This window comes from Bacillus coahuilensis m4-4 (assembly GCF_000171615.1).
Taxonomy (GTDB): domain Bacteria; phylum Bacillota; class Bacilli; order Bacillales; family Bacillaceae_K; genus Bacillus_T; species Bacillus_T coahuilensis.
Genome location: NZ_ABFU01000021.3, coordinates 51,238 through 68,454, shown reverse-complemented (window position 1 = coordinate 68,454; position 17,217 = coordinate 51,238). Strand labels below are relative to the sequence as shown.

The following is a 17,217-nucleotide window of genomic DNA, read 5'->3' as shown; positions in this document are numbered from 1 at the left end:
CCTTGTAACTAGGTTACAAGGGGTTTTCCTTTACGAACAAAGGGGATGGGAGAAATTTTTCACGGTCAAACAAAGGGGTATATGTTTGTTTGTGATCAACTTCACAGTGATAATATAACATAATTCTACAAGCTTTGACAATACTTTGTTTAGTTTTTCACAAAAACGTCAAACTTTTTTTCATAACTTTACAAAATCACAATACATTAATAGTAAAAGACTTTTAGGGGGCACTAAAGATGAGGCTTTTCATCTTAATTGTTATTATATTTATAACATTTAGTATTAATCTTATAGGGCTATTACAATTGTGGCCTCTTTACCTTACTTCCCCACTTCTCTTTATTTCACTATTTTTCCTACTCATTCACCTGAACGGTAGAAATCGATTTAAAGGATTTTAATGGGCAGACCACTAAGTGATCTGCCCTCTTTTCCTTTATTTACTTAATAACTCTTCCATTTCATTTAATAGCTCTTCAAAAACTTTACATGCATCTTCAATTGGCTTTGGTGATGTCATATCTACACCAGCCTTTTTTAATACTTCGATCGGATAATCAGAGCTTCCAGCTTTTAAGAATTCAAGGTATCGCTCTACAGCTGGCTGACCTTCTTCAAGAATTTGCTTACTTAAAGCTGTTGCTGCACTGAAACCTGTTGCATATTGGTAAACATAATAATTGTAATAGAAATGAGGAATCCGTGCCCATTCTAAGCCAATTTCTTCATCTATAACAATGTCATCTCCGAAGTACTTTTTGTTGAGTGCATAGTACTCTTCCGTTAACATATCGGCTGTTAACGCCACACCGTCTTGGGCTTTTTTATGAATAATATGCTCAAATTCAGCAAACATAGTTTGACGGAATACAGTTCCTCTAAACCCTTCTAAGTAATGATTTAGTAAGAATAATCTCTTCTTATCATCATCAATTGTTTTAAGCAAATAATCATTCAATAAAGCTTCGTTACAAGTAGACGCTACCTCTGCAACAAAGATTGAATAGTTTCCATATGGGTATGGTTGATGTTTGCGAGTGTAATAACTATGCAAACTATGACCAAATTCGTGTGCAAGGGTGAACAAGTTATTCACGTTATCTTGCCAGTTCATTAAGATATATGGATTTGTCCCATATGTGCCTGAAGAATAAGCACCACTTCTCTTGCCTTTATTCTCTACAACATCTACCCAGCGGCTCTCAAATCCTTCTTGAAGTACGTTCAGATAGTCTTGTCCTAATGGAGCAAGCCCCTTCATCAAGTAATCTTTCGCCTCTTCATAAGAAACATCAAATTTCCCTTCTTTTACGAGGGGTGTATACAAATCATACATATGTAATTCATCTAATTCTAACACTTGCTTACGTAGCTTAACATATCGCTGTAATAAGTGAAGGTTTTTATTAATCGTTTCAACTAACTGATCATACACCGTTTCTGGGATATCATTAGAAGCAAGCGCTGACTCACGAGCAGAACCATAATTTCTTACTCTTGCATAAAAGTTATCCTTTTTAATGGCTCCTGATAGAGTTGTTGCGAATGTGTTTTTAAATTTACCGTATGTCTCATATACTGCTTTAAATGCTTCCTCTCTAACACGACGGTCATCACTTTCAAGGAATCGAATAAATCTTCCGTGAGTGACTTGTACCTCTGCACCTTCTTCGTCCTTAATAGACGGAAATTCCAAATCAGCGTTATTTAACATTCCATATGTGTTACTTGCATTACTCGTCACATCAGACACTTCTGCTAATAATGCTTCTTGTTCAGCAGAAAGGATATGAGGTCGCTGTTTGTTAATTTGCTCTAACGCATGCTTATACAATTTTAAATCGTCATTTTCATGTACAAATTGTGTTAGTTTTTCTTCATCAATAGATAAGACTTCAGGAGTCACATATGAGAATGCACTCGCAAGAGTTGTGTACAAATTTTTTGCACGATCGTCATAGCCTTGATATTTAGAGTTTGTCGTATCTTGGTCGTATCTCATATGTGAGTATGTATAGAGTTTACCCATACGTTCAAACACTTCATCTTGGAATAAAAACGCTGAATATAAATTGGAAGAACTCTCTCCCAAAGTCCCTTTAAAGGTTTCGGCTCTACTAACTAAGCTTTGGATTTCTTTAAATTCTTGTTCCCATTTTTCATCACTTGAAAAAATATCTTCTAGCTTCCATGTCAGTTCTTCTGATACTTCAGAACGCTTTGGTAATGTTTTTGTTTCAGTACCCATTTTCTTCATCCTTTCAAAAAGAGATTACACTTTTTATTCTCTCTTTAATTTACTATTCCTGCAAGTCTATTGATTCCTAAATCAGCCAATTTTTTTAAATTGTCGATCCATTTCTTTTTTTTGTTCGTGTATATCCTCTTCTTTTACTTGAAAAAGAGATACGTTTTTAAATGAAAAACCACTATCTTTCCCAACTTCAATACATCTAAAGTGAACTAATTGACGTAAATAATCCTCTATAGCTTGCTCATATGATACTTTTTTTATCAGCGGAAAATAACGAATCGCGATATCACCTTTTCTTATTCTTTCCTTCATTCTTTCTTTGATGACAAACAATGTACAACTAGTAGTCGATAGAAGTGAATCAGTCCAAATATAGTACTGCCATATGAGTGGATGAGTGTGGAAATGGATAGAATGGCGACAAGGTATACCGATAAAAAGAGGGAGATAGTACGGAAAATGCCCTTGCTTGTAAACTTCTAGTAAGAATGCGTCTTGATAACTTTTGGTTGATTTTACTTTATAATATATGGTTTTATTTCTGTGATTGAACCATGTGTGAAGAAAATGATCCATATTGACTTGTGGTACAGAATAAATAGAAAAGGGAAACGTTTGTTGATGAAGGGGTGTGCGGACATTTGTATAAAAAAATACAGATTGACTGATTGCGACAGGATTTACGATGATATCTACTAATTTAGTTTTGGGAGAATAAAAAAATAAATAATATCCAACGGAGGGCGTATAGCGGAGTAAAATGAGTTGGAATTTTTTGAATCGAATGGTTGTTCCAGTATGATTCTCCTCGTTTCCAATAATCCAATACGACTCAAGACCGATGGATTCATAGTCCTCGATTCTTTGTATGAGATTATCCTCTGGAACCGAACTACATTGATATTCAACTACCCATTTTTGATGTGGTTGGCTTATGAGAAGATCTGGCCTTCGATTAATTGTTATAAGGTATGGTTCTAGTTGTGTAGTCTGTTGGGCAGACACTAGAAATTTAAATAAATCGTTTTTCCCCTCATGATGCATATACGATTCTCCTTGTAACTTGAGAGAACAAGTAGAATGTGGATAATGAGCAAAATGAGGAATAATTTTTCTTCCTATTTTAGGAAGAACAGCATCAGTACAAGCAGGGCAATACCATTTTTGACGTTTCATGGACAAGGCCTGTTCGTATGATAGATCAAATAGACTAACATGTAAGCCATCCTTACACATAGCGACTAGCAAAAAAATCACCTCCTCTCATTGCTAGTCCTTGTTTTATCAGGCATATTTATAAAAAAAGAGTCATGTTATGCGGCAGTAATTAAATATTATCGAGGACCTCATAAAATGACTTCTTATGAGATTAAGACATGAAAATGCATGTTATTAAAACAAAAACTCCCCTTTAACATAGCCAACTATAATAGGGGTGACATAAGTCGAGAAGTTGATTCTATTATTCGAATCCATATCGATCTTTTTGAAAACTCTTCATACGAAAGTTGTTCTGAGTTCTTTAGATCTTCTATAAAATCATTCATTAATGCCTTTGTACTTTCAGTTTGATAAAAGAAATGCATTGACCTCAAAGTTCAGATGAAAACTTCTCATATCCATATTTGAGGTTCCTATAGAGGCAAGCTCCTCATCGACAATTAATACCTTACTATGCATAAATCCTTTGTTGTATTGATATATTTTAGCTCCCGCTTCAAGTAACTCAGGAAAATAGGATCTAGAAGCGTGCCAAACTATTTGTTTATCCGGCTTCTTAGGAATCATGATTCTTACATCAATGCCACTTAAAGAGGCAACTTTTAAGGCAGAGAAAATGTCTTCATCTGGAATAAAGTAAGGGGATGCAATCCAAACACTTTTTTTAGCTGACGTAATCATAGAGAAGAAGAGATTTTTAATAACACTCCATTCATTATCAGGTCCACCAGCAATGATTTGAACAGCTCCGTCTTCCTTCGCCACCAAATGCTCATTGTGAATGTAGCCTGGAGTAAAAAAGCTATCATTTGTCATATAGTACCAATCCTGTACAAATATAAGCTGTAGTGTCTTAACAGCTTCTCCTTTTACGATCATATGTGTATCTCGCCAAAAACCAAACTGTTCTACTCTACCTAAATATTCATCACCGATATTAAGACCACCAATAAAACCAATCTTCCCATCTATCACAATGATTTTTCGGTGATTCCTGAAGTTAAATTTGTTACTTAGAAATGGAAGTCTCACTGGACCAAACGGAACCATTTCAACACCTGCTTCTTTTAAGTCAATAATATACGACTTATTCAGCTGCCAAGAACCCACTGCATCATATAAAAACCGAACTTTTACGCCTTTATTAGCTTTATCTATTAAAACCTTCTTAATATCATTTCCAATCGTATCATGACGAACTATATAGTATTCTAAATGAATATGATGTTCTGCTTGCTCTAAATAGTGTAGAATTTCTTTAAAGGTCTCATCACCATTTGTTAAAACCTTCGTTTCCGTTCCATAAGTGAGAGAGCTCGTTGTTATACGGTCGGCTAAGTTAAAATGCTTATGATACAACTTTGTCGTTATGTGGTCTTGATTAATATTGCCACCTGTTTCGTAACGTTGGTACACTTGTTGGTCTAGGATAAATTTCTTTTTAAACATACGCTCTTTACGATAATTTCGTCCGAACAATAAGTAAAAGATAAACCCTAAGAAAGGAAAACTCCCTAGTACAATTAACCATGTAATGGTTTGAGTTGGGTTTCTATTTTCTAAAAAGATCAATAGGCCAATAAATAAGACGGAAAATGAAAGAAGAATACTTATGTATTTTAATAAGCCTCGATCAATGTATGGATCAAATAAAAAAATAATAGCTAAATAATAGTACCCCTATAAATAAGATGACTCGTATAGTATTTTTCATAGTTCTCTAACCCTTCTGATCACATAAAAGAATAGTAAAAAAACAGACCCAACAACCATAAATATATCTAGGAAAGAACGTAAGTGGTGGAATCTAGATATTATGGTGAAGGGTCCGCTATAAAAAAGGACTTCTTCAATCTAATGGAAGTACTTCGTCACTGTTTCAAACACATCATTCTCTACAATGACTTTTCCGTATTCTTTTAATCGATGAATCGTTAAAGCAGATTCATGACCGTATTCAAGAATCATACTTAGAATATTATCTATTTGTTCTTCTTCTAATTCATCGCTATCAAACTTCAAATAGAGGTAATAACGGTCTTCAAAAGAATATAATGTAGTGGACAGTTTTGTTGATATGCTACTGTGACTAAGTGAAATAACATCTTCAAAATCATGGAAAGTTAAAACAAATTCTAATGCACTATCTTCATCTTCTGAATCCTTGAGGTGAAAATGTTCCTCAAGAAATTCTTCAATTTGGTCGTCCACAGGCAAATCCTTTAACTTATCCTCAGGAATGGGCAGTTCAAACTTCTGACCATCTTTAGAAAGGTGGGCTCTAGTTACTAATATTTCAAGCCCTTTATCTAGTGCTTGAACTTGAATCCACAGCGGACCATCAATGTTAAAATCTTCTTCCGTATGAATCTCATCCATCATATCCCAGAATAATTCCTCACTTCGCTCACGGTTATACCAAATCTCCTCACGATCGAAACCTCTATCCTCTATATCGATATACGAAATATAAAACTTTACAGTATTATCATTAATTCGTTCTATTTCCATCATTCACCTCTCCCTTCTTTTTCCCATTTTAATGAAGGGACAAACCCCTAAGTCTTACAGAAAAACTATCGGTGGTTGACACATTTTTGTTGTACTTCTATTCTATGATAAAAACTCAAGAAAAGAAAATAAAAATCGGCTTTTTAAGGAAAAATCCACAAAAGCCTAGTCCACCCTAGTTTTATGAATTTTAAACGAAAAGCTAGTATTTTTCAAGTTATTCACTTTTCTTAAGGCTTTTAGCAGGATAGTCCCTCTTGATTTGAAAGAAGATGTAGGCTGTGTATAGAGTAATAGAAGAAAATGATACAAAGAAAGGCTGTCTATTTAGACAACCCGTTACATATAGAGATTAATTTACAAGCTTTTGAGCTTCAAGTAGCTGATACGTTCGAATTCTTCTCGGTAAGAAGCGTCTTATTTCATCTTCATTATAACCAACTTGAAGTCGCTTCTCATCAATAATGATTGGCCTTCTTAGTAAGCCAGGATTCTTCTGTATTAATTCAAACAACTGTTGCATTGGAAGTGATTCTAAATCAACATTAAGCTTCTGAAAGATTTTCGATCTAGTAGAAATAATTTCATCTGTTCCATCCTCAGTCATACGAAGAATTTCTTTAATCTCTTCAATGCTAAGAGGCTCTGAAAAGATATTCCTTTCTGAATAAGGAATGTCATATTCTTCTAACCATGCTTTCGCTTTGCGACAAGATGTACAACTAGGTGAAGTGAACAATGTTACCATGAACTATTCACACTCCCTTTATTATTATGGGCACGAAGACCTTATTTAAAATTATTTTTAATAAATAATCTATATATTTTATTATACATGAGAGACCACTAAATGAAAATAACTTTCAATAAAAAATATCGGAGTACGAAATATCTATTCTTTTAATTCTTCAAATAAGTCACTTGAACTTTTTGACTCATCTAACGTAAGCACTTCTTCTACTGGTTGATAAGATTTTCCATAGAAAGAAGTATCCTTATATGTATGTATTTGTTGATATGTTTTCTTCATAGATTCATAAATCATTTCTTCTGTTTCATTATTTGGCGCCCAGTATAGTATTTCCATTTCGTTAATTTCTTTTGTGGCAAGTGATCTTCTTCTATAGCCAATAGTAGAAGCATGATGGAACCCTTCCCTTTTATAGAAGCGAAGTCTCTTTTCGGTATCAGTATCTTCATAGTCTATAGGTTCAACTTCAAGGATGATACTTTTCTTTTTATCCTTTAACTTCTTGATTAATTTTCTTCCAAGACCTTGTCCTCTGGCGTCTTTAGACACAAATAAGTAATCAATAAAAATAAAATCCTTATATTCAGCATACATTAGAACATGATGTGGACCTTCATCCTTATGATAGACATCCCCTTTATCTTCGAGAAGTCCTTCCATATGTTCTTTTGATTTCATTTCTTCGATTGGAAAATATTGATTTAATTTATCGTACCAGTGCATCTATATCTCCTTCCAAAATTAATCTACTCGATTAGTCTTATTCTTTATCCACTTTCCTATACCCTTTATTTTTGCGGATAAACATTATTTTGTAGAATTAATTTATGATTTTTATATTTAGGGTTAAAAGTGCCTACTTAGTTACTATACGTAAAAGAACTAAAAAGGTTTACAAAAATAAAAAAAATCTATAGACAAAGTCTTGTCTATAGATTTGCTTCTATTTACGGCGTATAGTCCACTTCGGTAGTGTAAGAATTTCCTGCATTCCAAATTAAATATTCGTCAATGCCTTGGTCATTTAATGCACTAATTTGTGCTTCAACTTCAGCAGGTCCATATACTTTGTAGTTTCCTGAACCTAACCAGCTTGCTGTGAAGTCTTGAATCCAAGGTCGTGAAGTAGGGGGCGTTTCTAATTCTGATAGTTTTACTTTTTCTACTTTCGCATATTCTTCTACTAATCTGTAGGGTTCTAGGTCTGGTTTAGCGATGCCAAAATAAGAAGTCCAGTGACTAGGATAGATCATAGACGAAATCACATCAACATTTTCTGATATTTTAGAGAAATTTTGTCCTATTCCTGGTGCCTCTGGTAGTGTAGCAGTATAACCAAAAATATCAACGGACACATCTACATCGTATGGTTCTAACTGTTCCTTTGCATAGGCAACAAAATCGGTAACAGCGCTTACTCGTTTTTGGATGTTATCTTCTTTAGATTCTTTATAGTCCCCTTGATTATAAATCAGTTCCTCATCTCTTCTTTCAAACCCTTCAGGAAAACGAACATAATCAAATTGAATTTCTTTAAAGCCCATCTTAGCAGCTTCAATGGCTATGCCGACGTTATATTCCCACACTTCTTTTACAAATGGATTGACGAAGGATTCTCCTCTTCCGTTTGCCCACACTTCATTTCCATCTTTAAAAGACCATTCCGGATTCGATTTGGCTAGGACCGAATCTTTAAAGACAACGACCCTAGCTATAGGATAAATGGCTTCTTTCTCAAGCGTATCTAATAGAGCAGTCGTATCTTTAATGTATGGTTGACCAATTTGATTGTAAGGTGAGTTCTCTTCAGGAATATAAGTCAAATTCCCATGATCATCTTTAATATCAATGACCATTGCATTAAGATCTGTTTTATTTATTAAATTTACTAAAGATTGAAATCTCTCTCCACCCGCAGAGTGTCCAGTTACATATATTCCTCTCACGGCATCTGGATACTCAAAATTACGCCCAGAATTAAATGTAAAACGTTTCATATTTTCAGGAAGTGATTTAACGTTCTCAAACATTAGACGCTCTGCATGAAATACTGTATGATTTGATTCGGTTTCATTTGCATAGGTGAATGGCTGAGAATAGACGAATACACTTGCAGAAACACCTAAGAACACTAAGCTGTTTTTCCAATTCAATGATAATCTCCCCTTACATTTAATGTGAACAATTCTAAAGAAGCCATACCTTAATAGAAGTGGTAATGTGATGGAAATTGGCCTTCCCTACTATTCTATCAAGCTTTCAAAAAGATTAAAACAGAATTTGAAAACGATTGTAGTAAATTTCCGAGGAAATACTTCTCTCTAATATATATGAATACTTAAAGAGAAACAGAAAGAAGATAAATTAAGGGCCCAATATTTTCAAGGCTCTATGATAAATTATATACGATAAAATAAAAAAGCGATCAGTTTGATCGCTTTTTTATTAATAATTATATTGTGCCTTGTATTGCTCGAATTCTTTTTCAGAGCAGTGTATAAAATGTCCTGGAGCAATTTCACGCATTTCCACTTGATCATTTGGTCCATAGTTATGAACAGAAGGCTCATACGTCTTACGACGACGAGAACGTTCGTAATCAGGATCTGGTAGTGGAATGGCGGATAATAATGATTGAGTATAAGGATGTAATGGGTTTTTATATAGAACGTCAGCTGGAGCAAGCTCAACTAACTTACCAAAATACATAACCCCAATACGGTCACTAATATATTTAACCATGGATAAATCATGGGCAATAAATAAATAGGTCAAACCTTTTTCTTTTTGAAGGTCCTTCATTAGGTTAACGACTTGCGCTTGAATAGATACATCAAGTGCTGAGATAGGTTCATCAGCAATGATAAACTCAGGATCTACAGCTAATGCACGAGCTATACCAATACGTTGTCGTTGTCCACCTGAGAATTCATGTGGAAAGCGGTTTGCGTGCTCTTTATTTAACCCAACTGTTTCAAGTAGATCATAAACACGTTTCAAACGATCTTCTTTCGTTTTTGCTAATCCGTGAATATCAATACCCTCTGCAATAATATCTGCAACCTTCATACGCGGATTTAATGAAGCGTATGGATCTTGGAAAATCATTTGCATTTTACGGTTGAATTTTTTAAGATCTTTACGAGATTTTTTACCATGAACATCTTCACCGTTAAAAAGAACTTGACCGTCTGTTGCATCATACAGACGAATGATCGTACGACCTGTAGTCGATTTACCACACCCTGATTCTCCAACTAAACCAAGCGTTTCACCTTTATAAATATCAAATGAAATACCATCCACAGCTTTTACCATATTAGCCTTACCTGGGTTAAAGTGTTGTTTAAGGTTTTTAATTTCAAGTAATTTTTCTTGAGCCATTATTTTGCCTCCTCTACTAGCACAGGTTGCTCATAATTTGAAGGCATTGTGCGTAATCGATCTTTAATTACTTGTGGCGGCTCCACTTGAGGAGCTAGCGGATGAAGTAACCAAGATTTTACGATATGTGTATCTGACACTTGGTAATAAGGAGGTTCTTGTTCCATATCAATTTGTAAGGCATATTCAGAACGAAGAGCAAATGCATCTCCTTTAGGTGGATTCAACAAATCTGGTGGTGTACCAGGAATGGCAACTAGCTTTGCGTTCGTTTCAGTGTCTGTTGTAGGCATTGAACCAAGTAGTCCCCATGTGTATGGATGCTTTGGATCATAGAATACTTCGTCTACTGTACCCGCTTCCACAATTTGACCACCGTACATAACAGCAACACGATCCGCAACATTCGCTACTACTCCAAGGTCATGTGTAATGAAAATGATACTAGTATCAATTTTCTTTTGAAGATCCTTCATTAGTTCAAGAATTTGCGCTTGAATAGTAACATCAAGTGCAGTAGTAGGCTCATCAGCGATTAATACTTTTGGATTACAAGCAAGTGCAATGGCAACAACAATACGCTGACGCTGACCCCCAGAGAATTGATGTGGGTATTGTTTAATTCGTAATTCTGGATTTGGTAGACCTACTAGCTTTAATAGCTCTACTGCACGCTTTTTAGCATCTGCTTTACTTAGCTTTTGATGCTTTAAAAGTGGCTCCATTATTTGTTTCCCAATCGTCATCGTTGGATTAAGTGATGTCATTGGATCTTGGAAAATCATTGAAATGTCTTTCCCACGAATCTTCTGCATTTCACGTTCTTTTTCCTTTGCCAGGTCTTTTCCATCAAAGAGGATTTCTCCTTCTTTGATAAAACCTGGAGGATTTGGAATTAAGCCCATTAACGCTTTTGTAGTGACTGATTTACCAGAACCAGACTCACCAACGATGGCAAGAGTTTCACCTTTTTTTAAGTCAAAGCTAACACCGCGTACGGCTTGCACTTCTCCCCCGTGCGTATTGAAGGAGACATGAAGATTTTTTACTTCTAAAACGTTACTCATTTGTATTCCCCCTTCAATTATTTACGCATTTTTGGATCTAACGCATCACGTAGACCATCAGCTAATAAGTTAAAACCTAAAATAATAACACTGATGACAATCGCAGGGAATGTCATAATATGTGGATATGTTTGTAGAGATCGATACCCTTCATTAACAAGTGAACCAAGTGAAGCAAGTGGCGGTTGAATACCTAAACCAATAAAGCTTAAAAAAGCTTCTGTAAAGATTGCAGTAGGTACTGTGAACATCATAGTGATAATGATTGGACCTACAGCATTTGGTAACAAGTGTTTAAAAATTAAGCGATTGTTCGTTGCTCCTAATGTTCTAGAAGCTAGAACAAATTCACGATTCTTCAGGGACAACAACTGACCACGAACTATACGCGCCATTGTAACCCATCCAGTAATAACCATCGCCATTGTTATGGAGAAGATACCTGGATCAAATATTAAGATAAATAAAATGACAACGATTAAGTTAGGAATACCAACTAAAACTTCAATAATACGTTGCATTATATTATCCACACGACCGCCGTAGTATCCTGAAATACCACCATACGCAACACCAATTAAGAAGTCGATAACCGCAGCTAGCACACCGATTAATAGGGAGATACGAGTCCCTTCCCAAGTACGAGTGAAAATATCACGGCCTAAATCGTCCGTACCAAACCAATAGTTGACTTCCACTTCTTTTGCTTCATACCAATCAAAACCATCTTGGTCAGTCCCATCAAACGGTAACCAACTCACGTTTTCTAATACAGGAATTTTAGGTGGTAGTTTTGCATGACGAAGATTTTGATCGCTATATTCGAATTCATTAAAGTATGGTCCTAATAACGCCATAAATGTAGTGACTAAAACTAAAATTAACCCAACGATGGCACCCTTATTTTTTCGCAAGCGTATCCATGCGTCCTGCCAAAAGTTCAAGCTTTCTCTTGAAATTGCTTCGGCCTGAGAAGGATCAAACTCGACACGTTCGAATTGGGCAGGTGATAAATTGGTTTCATGCTGTGATTTTTTTAAGCTCATTATTTTTTCCCTCCTGCCAGACGAATACGCGGATCAATTACCCCGTATAAAAGGTCAATAATAAATATTACTGCAATAAATAAAATACTAAAGAAAAGTGTAACACCCATAATGACAGGGTAATCATTTTGTACAATACTATTTGTAAACTGAGGTCCAAGACCTGGTACAGCGAAGATCTGTTCAATTACTAGTGATCCTGTCATAACACCTACTGTCATTGGGCCTATAATCGTGATAATTGGAATCATTGCATTTCGAATTGCATGGCGAGTAATGATCTTTGTCCCGCTTACTCCCTTAGCACGTGCTAAAACAATATAATCAGAACCTAATACTTCTAACATTTCAGTACGAGCAAAACGAGCAATAGTAGCTGTAACACCGACAGCTAAAGCAATCGTAGGAAGAATACTGTATTCCCAACCATCCCATAAAGCTACAGGTAAAATACCCCATTGAACACCAACGTAATATTGAAGCAATGCTGCAAATACGAAGGATGGAACAGAAATTCCGATAACTGCAGCAAATGTGGAGCCATAATCCCAAAAAGTATTATGTTTTATAGCTGCTAAGATTCCTAAAAACAGTCCAATGATTGTTCCTAATATCATTGCTTGACCACCTAATAAAGCAGATGGGCCAATACGTTCTCCGATAATCGTAGTTACAGGACGTCCATCATATTTAAATGACAATCCTAAATCTCCCTGAGCTAAGTTTGCCATATAATTAATGTATTGGATTGGTAGTGGATCATTTAAACCATACTGCTCCAAAATCATTACTTTTTGTTCTGGAGAAAGCTTTTCTTGGTTTTGAAGAGGTGATCCAGGAAGGAGCTTCATTAAGAAGAATGTAGCTGTTGCAATGATGAGCAAAGTGATGATCATATACATAAAACGTTGAATTCCATATTTGATCATGCCAAGCCCCCCTTTACTTAGATTTTAGAATATTATAACACAGATTCTTTTATTTTTCGACAAAATCATTCTTTTTTTTATTTTTCCGACAATTAGCAGATATCGTTGAAAAAGGAGAGCGTATGCATAACATACACCCCCCTTTTCAATAGGTAGCTATTTAGAATGAGTATAGGATTACTCTACATGAGCCCATTTGTAGCTATAATCAGCACCAAATGCATGACGAAGAATTCCTTTAACATACTCTTTTTCTAGGTATGCTGAACCTTTTTGATACATTGGAGAGATAACTGCGTCATCCATAAGGATTTTTTCAGCATCCGCCATTGCTTGCCAGCGAGCTTCTAGGTCAGAAGTCTCATTTTTAGCAAATTCTATTTTCTCATCAAACTCTGCGCTTGAATATCCAGTTTGGTTATGAGCACCATCAGTAACAAACATATCAACGAATGTCATTGGATCTGGATAGTCAGGACCCCAACCAGCGAATGAGAATTGGTAATCACCTGCTGATTCTAAGTCAAGTTTTTGAGCAAATGGTTGTTGCTTAATTGTTACTGTTAAGCCTTCAAGATTTCTTTCAAGCTCTTCTTTAATATATTCTCCAATTTTCTTAGCTGAATCTGAATCATAATTCAATAATTCTAATTCATATGTGTCTATACCAGTTTCTTCTTTTGCTTTAGCCCATAGTTCTTGTGCTGCTGCTACGTCCGTAACATTCATATCACCGTTAATAGAACGGAAGTCGTTACCATCTGGACCAACAACGAACTCTTGAGGAACTAAGAAGTACGCAGGAATTGAACCATTGTTAAGAAGTACATCAACTAATGCTTGCTTATCCCAAGCCATATCAATAGCTTTACGAGCATTTACATTTGAAAGTAGCTCATCACCTTGATTCATACGTAAGAAGAATACAGATGTACCGTTACGAGTTTAAAGTTATCGTCTTCTTTATACTTATCAACAAATTCAGCACTTAATCCTGCTACATCTGCTTCACCTGTTTCATATAGGTTAATACCAGTAGCTACGTCTTTAACAATATTGTGGTTGATTTCTTCAAGTTTAACTGTGTCAGCATCCCAGTAATCAGCATTCTTTTTTAATTGGAAACTTTGCTCATGCTTCCACTCTGAAAGTACGAATGGTCCATTGTAAATTACTGTGTCAGCTTCTAAACCATATTGATCACCTTGTTCAGTAACAAATGATTCTTTTTGAGGATAGAAAGTTGCGAAAGATAGTAATGCTTCAAAATAAGGAACTGGCTTTTCAAGAGTTACTTCAAGAGTTTTCTCGTCAATTGCTTTAACTCCAACCTCTTCAAGTCCAACTTCACCAGCGTTAGCAGCTGCAGCGTTTTTGATATCATACATGATGTATGCATATTCAGCAGCCGTTTCAGGGTTAAGTGCTTTCTTCCAACCATACTCAAAGTCTTGAGCAGTTACAGGCTCTCCGTTAGACCATACAGCATCACGGATTTTAAATGTGTACACTAGGCCGTCTTCAGAAACCGTTGGCTCCTCAGCTGCCATACCTAATACTGCTTCGTCATTTTCACCTAAACGATATAATCCTTCAAACACGTTGTTCATTACGATAAAAGATACTTGGTCAGTAGCTAGAGCAGAATCCATTGATGGAATCTCTGAAGATTCTAATAGGTTTAAAACCTGCTCACGTGCTTCTGTTGGTTCTTCAGTTGCAGGAGTTTCACCGTCTCCCTCACCTTTTGATGTGTCTGTTGGTTCTTCACTACCACCACCACACGCTGCTAAGAACGTGGATAGAGCAAGAAGAAGAACTAGTAGAAAAGATAGCTTTTTCTTCATCCCGAAATTGACCTCCTCGTATGATTATATATCTTCTAATTTTCAGAAGATTCGTTTTCTATTATATCCTATACATAATATTTTGCAATATATATTTAACATTTTTTTTGCACAATTGTCATAAACGTCTTAAAACCCTTGATAATACTAGTTTTTATTAACTATTTTATCTTTCTCTTTCTCCTTTACATTGTTTACATTCTTCTTACTCTAATCGTTTTTTTACATATGTTATACATTCATTAGGGGCTGACAATTAAATTTATATACAATTTTTTGCATAAAAAAACGTTTCTCTCTTGCGTATTTAATATGGAACAATAGTTGATTTAACAATCTTTATTTAACTAAAGCGACCTGTCCTCTCCACGTGGATGTATGTACACTTATGCAACACACTTACTTTTATTGTAAAGTTTCATTCTCTTGATTTTTTTTGTTATACTATTGTTTATGGATAAGAAAGATGGTGAACTGATGAATTTAAAGAACAATATTACTTTGCATCTTTTTTAGGTACTATTCTAATTTCTTTTTATTTTTTCTTTCATAATGGAAGGTTCTCTTTTACTTAATGTCGTAAATATCTCTTTTTTTATTGGACTTTCCATATTGATGATCGGTCTTTTGCTTATGGTATTTGAAGCAGGAATATTTAACGGACTAGTTTATAGTATGAAAAAATTAAGAAGAAATTCTAAAACCGGAGAAATTTTGGAAGATCTTGATGACATTGATGATACTCCAGGTGATATAGTGGAGGCCATTATAAGAAGAAGATCATATAGTATGACAAAGCCATTCCTTATCACTGGCGGATTATTATTTATTCTTACTTTATTTGCTGCTTATTTTATTTTCTAAAAGATTGAATAACGAGCCTCTTTTTGTTTATAATGATGAAAAGCATAAGATTAAATCAGTGAAGAAGAGTAGTAGGTTCCCTCTATGTTTAAAGAGAGTTTGTGGGTGGTGTGAACAAACAACATAAGGAATTGAATGGACTTCTGAGTGTATAGGTGAAATGATAGTAGCCTATAACGTTATCAAGCGTTAATTGATTCATACTTTTGTATGACGTTGAGTGGCTCTAGTACGTAGAGCACTTAGGGTGGTACCGCGGATCTAAACCATTCGTCCCTATTTCTTTTAGGGATGAATGGTTTTTTATATTTTAGGAGGTAAAGACATGAAGACTATTTTCTCAGGAATTCAGCCAAGTGGAACCATTACACTAGGTAATTACATTGGAGCAATAATGCAATTTACAGAGCTACAGCATGAATACAACTGTTATTTTTGCGTAGTAGATCAACATGCTATTACGGTGCAGCAAGACCGACTACAGTTAAGAAAGAACATTAAAAGTTTAGCGGCATTGTATTTGGCTTCTGGCATTGATCCAGACCATTCTACTATTTTTATTCAATCAGAGGTTCCAGCACATGCTCAAGCAGGATGGATGTTACAGTGTGTTACGTATATGGGTGAGCTTGAACGAATGACCCAATTTAAAGATAAATCAGAAGGAAAAGAAACCGTTTCTTCAGGATTATTTACGTATCCAGCTTTAATGGTAGGAGATATTCTTCTATATAAGACAGACGTGGTACCTGTTGGAGACGACCAAAAGCAACATATTGAACTAACGAGAGATATTGCAGAGCGTTTTAATAAAAAATACAACGATATATTCACTATTCCTGAAATTCGTATTTCAAAAAACGGCGCAAGAATTATGTCACTTCAAGATCCATTAAAGAAAATGAGTAAATCTGATGAAAATCAAAAGGCAACCATCACGCTTTTGGATGATCCTAAACAAATTGAAAAGAAAATTAAAAGTGCTGTAACTGACTCTGAAGGGATTGTTCGTTATGATAAGGATAATAAACCAGGTGTTTCTAACTTATTAAATATCTACTCTATTTTAGGAAAAGTTTCTATTGAAGAATTGGAAGCTAAATATGAGGGGAAAGGCTACGGAGAATTCAAAAGCGACTTGGCGGAAGTAGTTGTAAATGCGATTAAACCGATTCAAGACCGCTACTATGAGTTAATTGATTCAAAAGAATTGGATGATATTTTAGACCAAGGTGCCGACAAAGCGAATACTGTCGCTTATAAAATGGTTAAAAAAATAGGAAAATGCAATGGGCTTAGGCCGCAAACGTAAATAACCAAGCGAAAAGGCTTCATCACTA

11 protein-coding genes, 3 pseudogenes and 1 other annotated feature are annotated in these 17,217 nt (G+C 35.3%); of the genes and pseudogenes, 2 read left to right on the top strand and 12 right to left on the bottom strand.

Translation table 11 applies throughout. From position 1 onward, the window contains the following. Nucleotides 1–439: 439 nt before the first annotated feature. The 12 genes and pseudogenes from pepF to M44_RS20570 form a co-directional block, all read right to left on the bottom strand. Nucleotides 440–2,251: an oligoendopeptidase F gene (pepF, locus tag M44_RS05365; RefSeq protein WP_010171593.1), complete on the bottom strand. Its 1,812-nt coding sequence runs from the start codon at nucleotides 2,249–2,251 to the stop codon at nucleotides 440–442. Between the two features lie 81 nt (nucleotides 2,252–2,332). Beyond that, entirely contained in the window at nucleotides 2,333–3,505 is a 1,173-nt protein-coding gene (locus M44_RS05360; RefSeq protein WP_010171591.1) for a competence protein CoiA, read from the bottom strand. Nucleotides 3,506–3,681: 176 nt separating this feature from the next. Continuing rightward, nucleotides 3,682–5,192: pseudogene (gene cls, locus M44_RS20575) on the bottom strand (cardiolipin synthase). A 140-nt stretch (nucleotides 5,193–5,332) separates the two neighbouring features. Continuing rightward, nucleotides 5,333–5,989, bottom strand: coding sequence for an adaptor protein MecA (gene mecA / locus M44_RS05350; protein WP_029326741.1), 657 nt, complete (start codon nucleotides 5,987–5,989; stop codon nucleotides 5,333–5,335). Nucleotides 5,990–6,341: 352 nt separating this feature from the next. Further along, on the bottom strand, nucleotides 6,342–6,737 hold the full coding sequence (spxA, locus tag M44_RS05345) for a transcriptional regulator SpxA (RefSeq protein ID WP_010171586.1): 396 nt from the start codon (nucleotides 6,735–6,737) through the stop codon (nucleotides 6,342–6,344). A gap of 144 nt (nucleotides 6,738–6,881) precedes the next feature. Beyond that, nucleotides 6,882–7,463: a GNAT family N-acetyltransferase gene (locus M44_RS05340; protein ID WP_010171584.1), complete on the bottom strand. Its 582-nt coding sequence runs from the start codon at nucleotides 7,461–7,463 to the stop codon at nucleotides 6,882–6,884. 224 nt (nucleotides 7,464–7,687) lie between these two features. After that, complete coding sequence (locus tag M44_RS05335) at nucleotides 7,688–8,893, bottom strand: putative glycoside hydrolase (RefSeq protein WP_010171581.1); 1,206 nt, start codon at nucleotides 8,891–8,893, stop codon at nucleotides 7,688–7,690. A gap of 292 nt (nucleotides 8,894–9,185) precedes the next feature. Continuing rightward, a complete protein-coding gene (locus M44_RS05330) occupies nucleotides 9,186–10,124 on the bottom strand; it encodes an ABC transporter ATP-binding protein (protein WP_010171579.1) in 939 nt (312 codons plus the stop codon). Then, nucleotides 10,124–11,191: an ABC transporter ATP-binding protein gene (locus M44_RS05325; RefSeq protein ID WP_010171577.1), complete on the bottom strand. Its 1,068-nt coding sequence runs from the start codon at nucleotides 11,189–11,191 to the stop codon at nucleotides 10,124–10,126. The genes M44_RS05330 and M44_RS05325 overlap by 1 nt, the downstream gene beginning before the upstream one ends. A gap of 17 nt (nucleotides 11,192–11,208) precedes the next feature. Next, nucleotides 11,209–12,237 (bottom strand): oligopeptide ABC transporter permease, encoded by a 1,029-nt coding sequence (opp3C, locus tag M44_RS05320; RefSeq protein WP_010171575.1) that lies wholly within the window; start codon nucleotides 12,235–12,237, stop codon nucleotides 11,209–11,211. Continuing rightward, on the bottom strand, nucleotides 12,237–13,166 hold the full coding sequence (gene opp3b, locus M44_RS05315) for an oligopeptide ABC transporter permease (RefSeq protein ID WP_010171573.1): 930 nt from the start codon (nucleotides 13,164–13,166) through the stop codon (nucleotides 12,237–12,239). Before opp3b ends, opp3C begins: the two co-directional genes overlap by 1 nt. Before the next feature lie 177 nt (nucleotides 13,167–13,343). Beyond that, a pseudogene (locus M44_RS20570) lies at nucleotides 13,344–15,013 on the bottom strand (peptide ABC transporter substrate-binding protein). 552 nt (nucleotides 15,014–15,565) lie between these two features. On the opposite strand from M44_RS20570, the gene M44_RS05305 reads away from it, so the two are divergent. Next, nucleotides 15,566–15,877: a DUF3899 domain-containing protein gene (locus tag M44_RS05305; protein WP_029326739.1), complete on the top strand. Its 312-nt coding sequence runs from the start codon at nucleotides 15,566–15,568 to the stop codon at nucleotides 15,875–15,877. A 49-nt stretch (nucleotides 15,878–15,926) separates the two neighbouring features. Continuing rightward, nucleotides 15,927–16,158 (top strand) — a binding site (T-box leader). Between the two features lie 44 nt (nucleotides 16,159–16,202). Further along, nucleotides 16,203–17,193 (top strand): annotated as a pseudogene (gene trpS / locus M44_RS20565) (tryptophan--tRNA ligase). The last annotated feature ends 24 nt before the right edge of the window (nucleotides 17,194–17,217 follow it).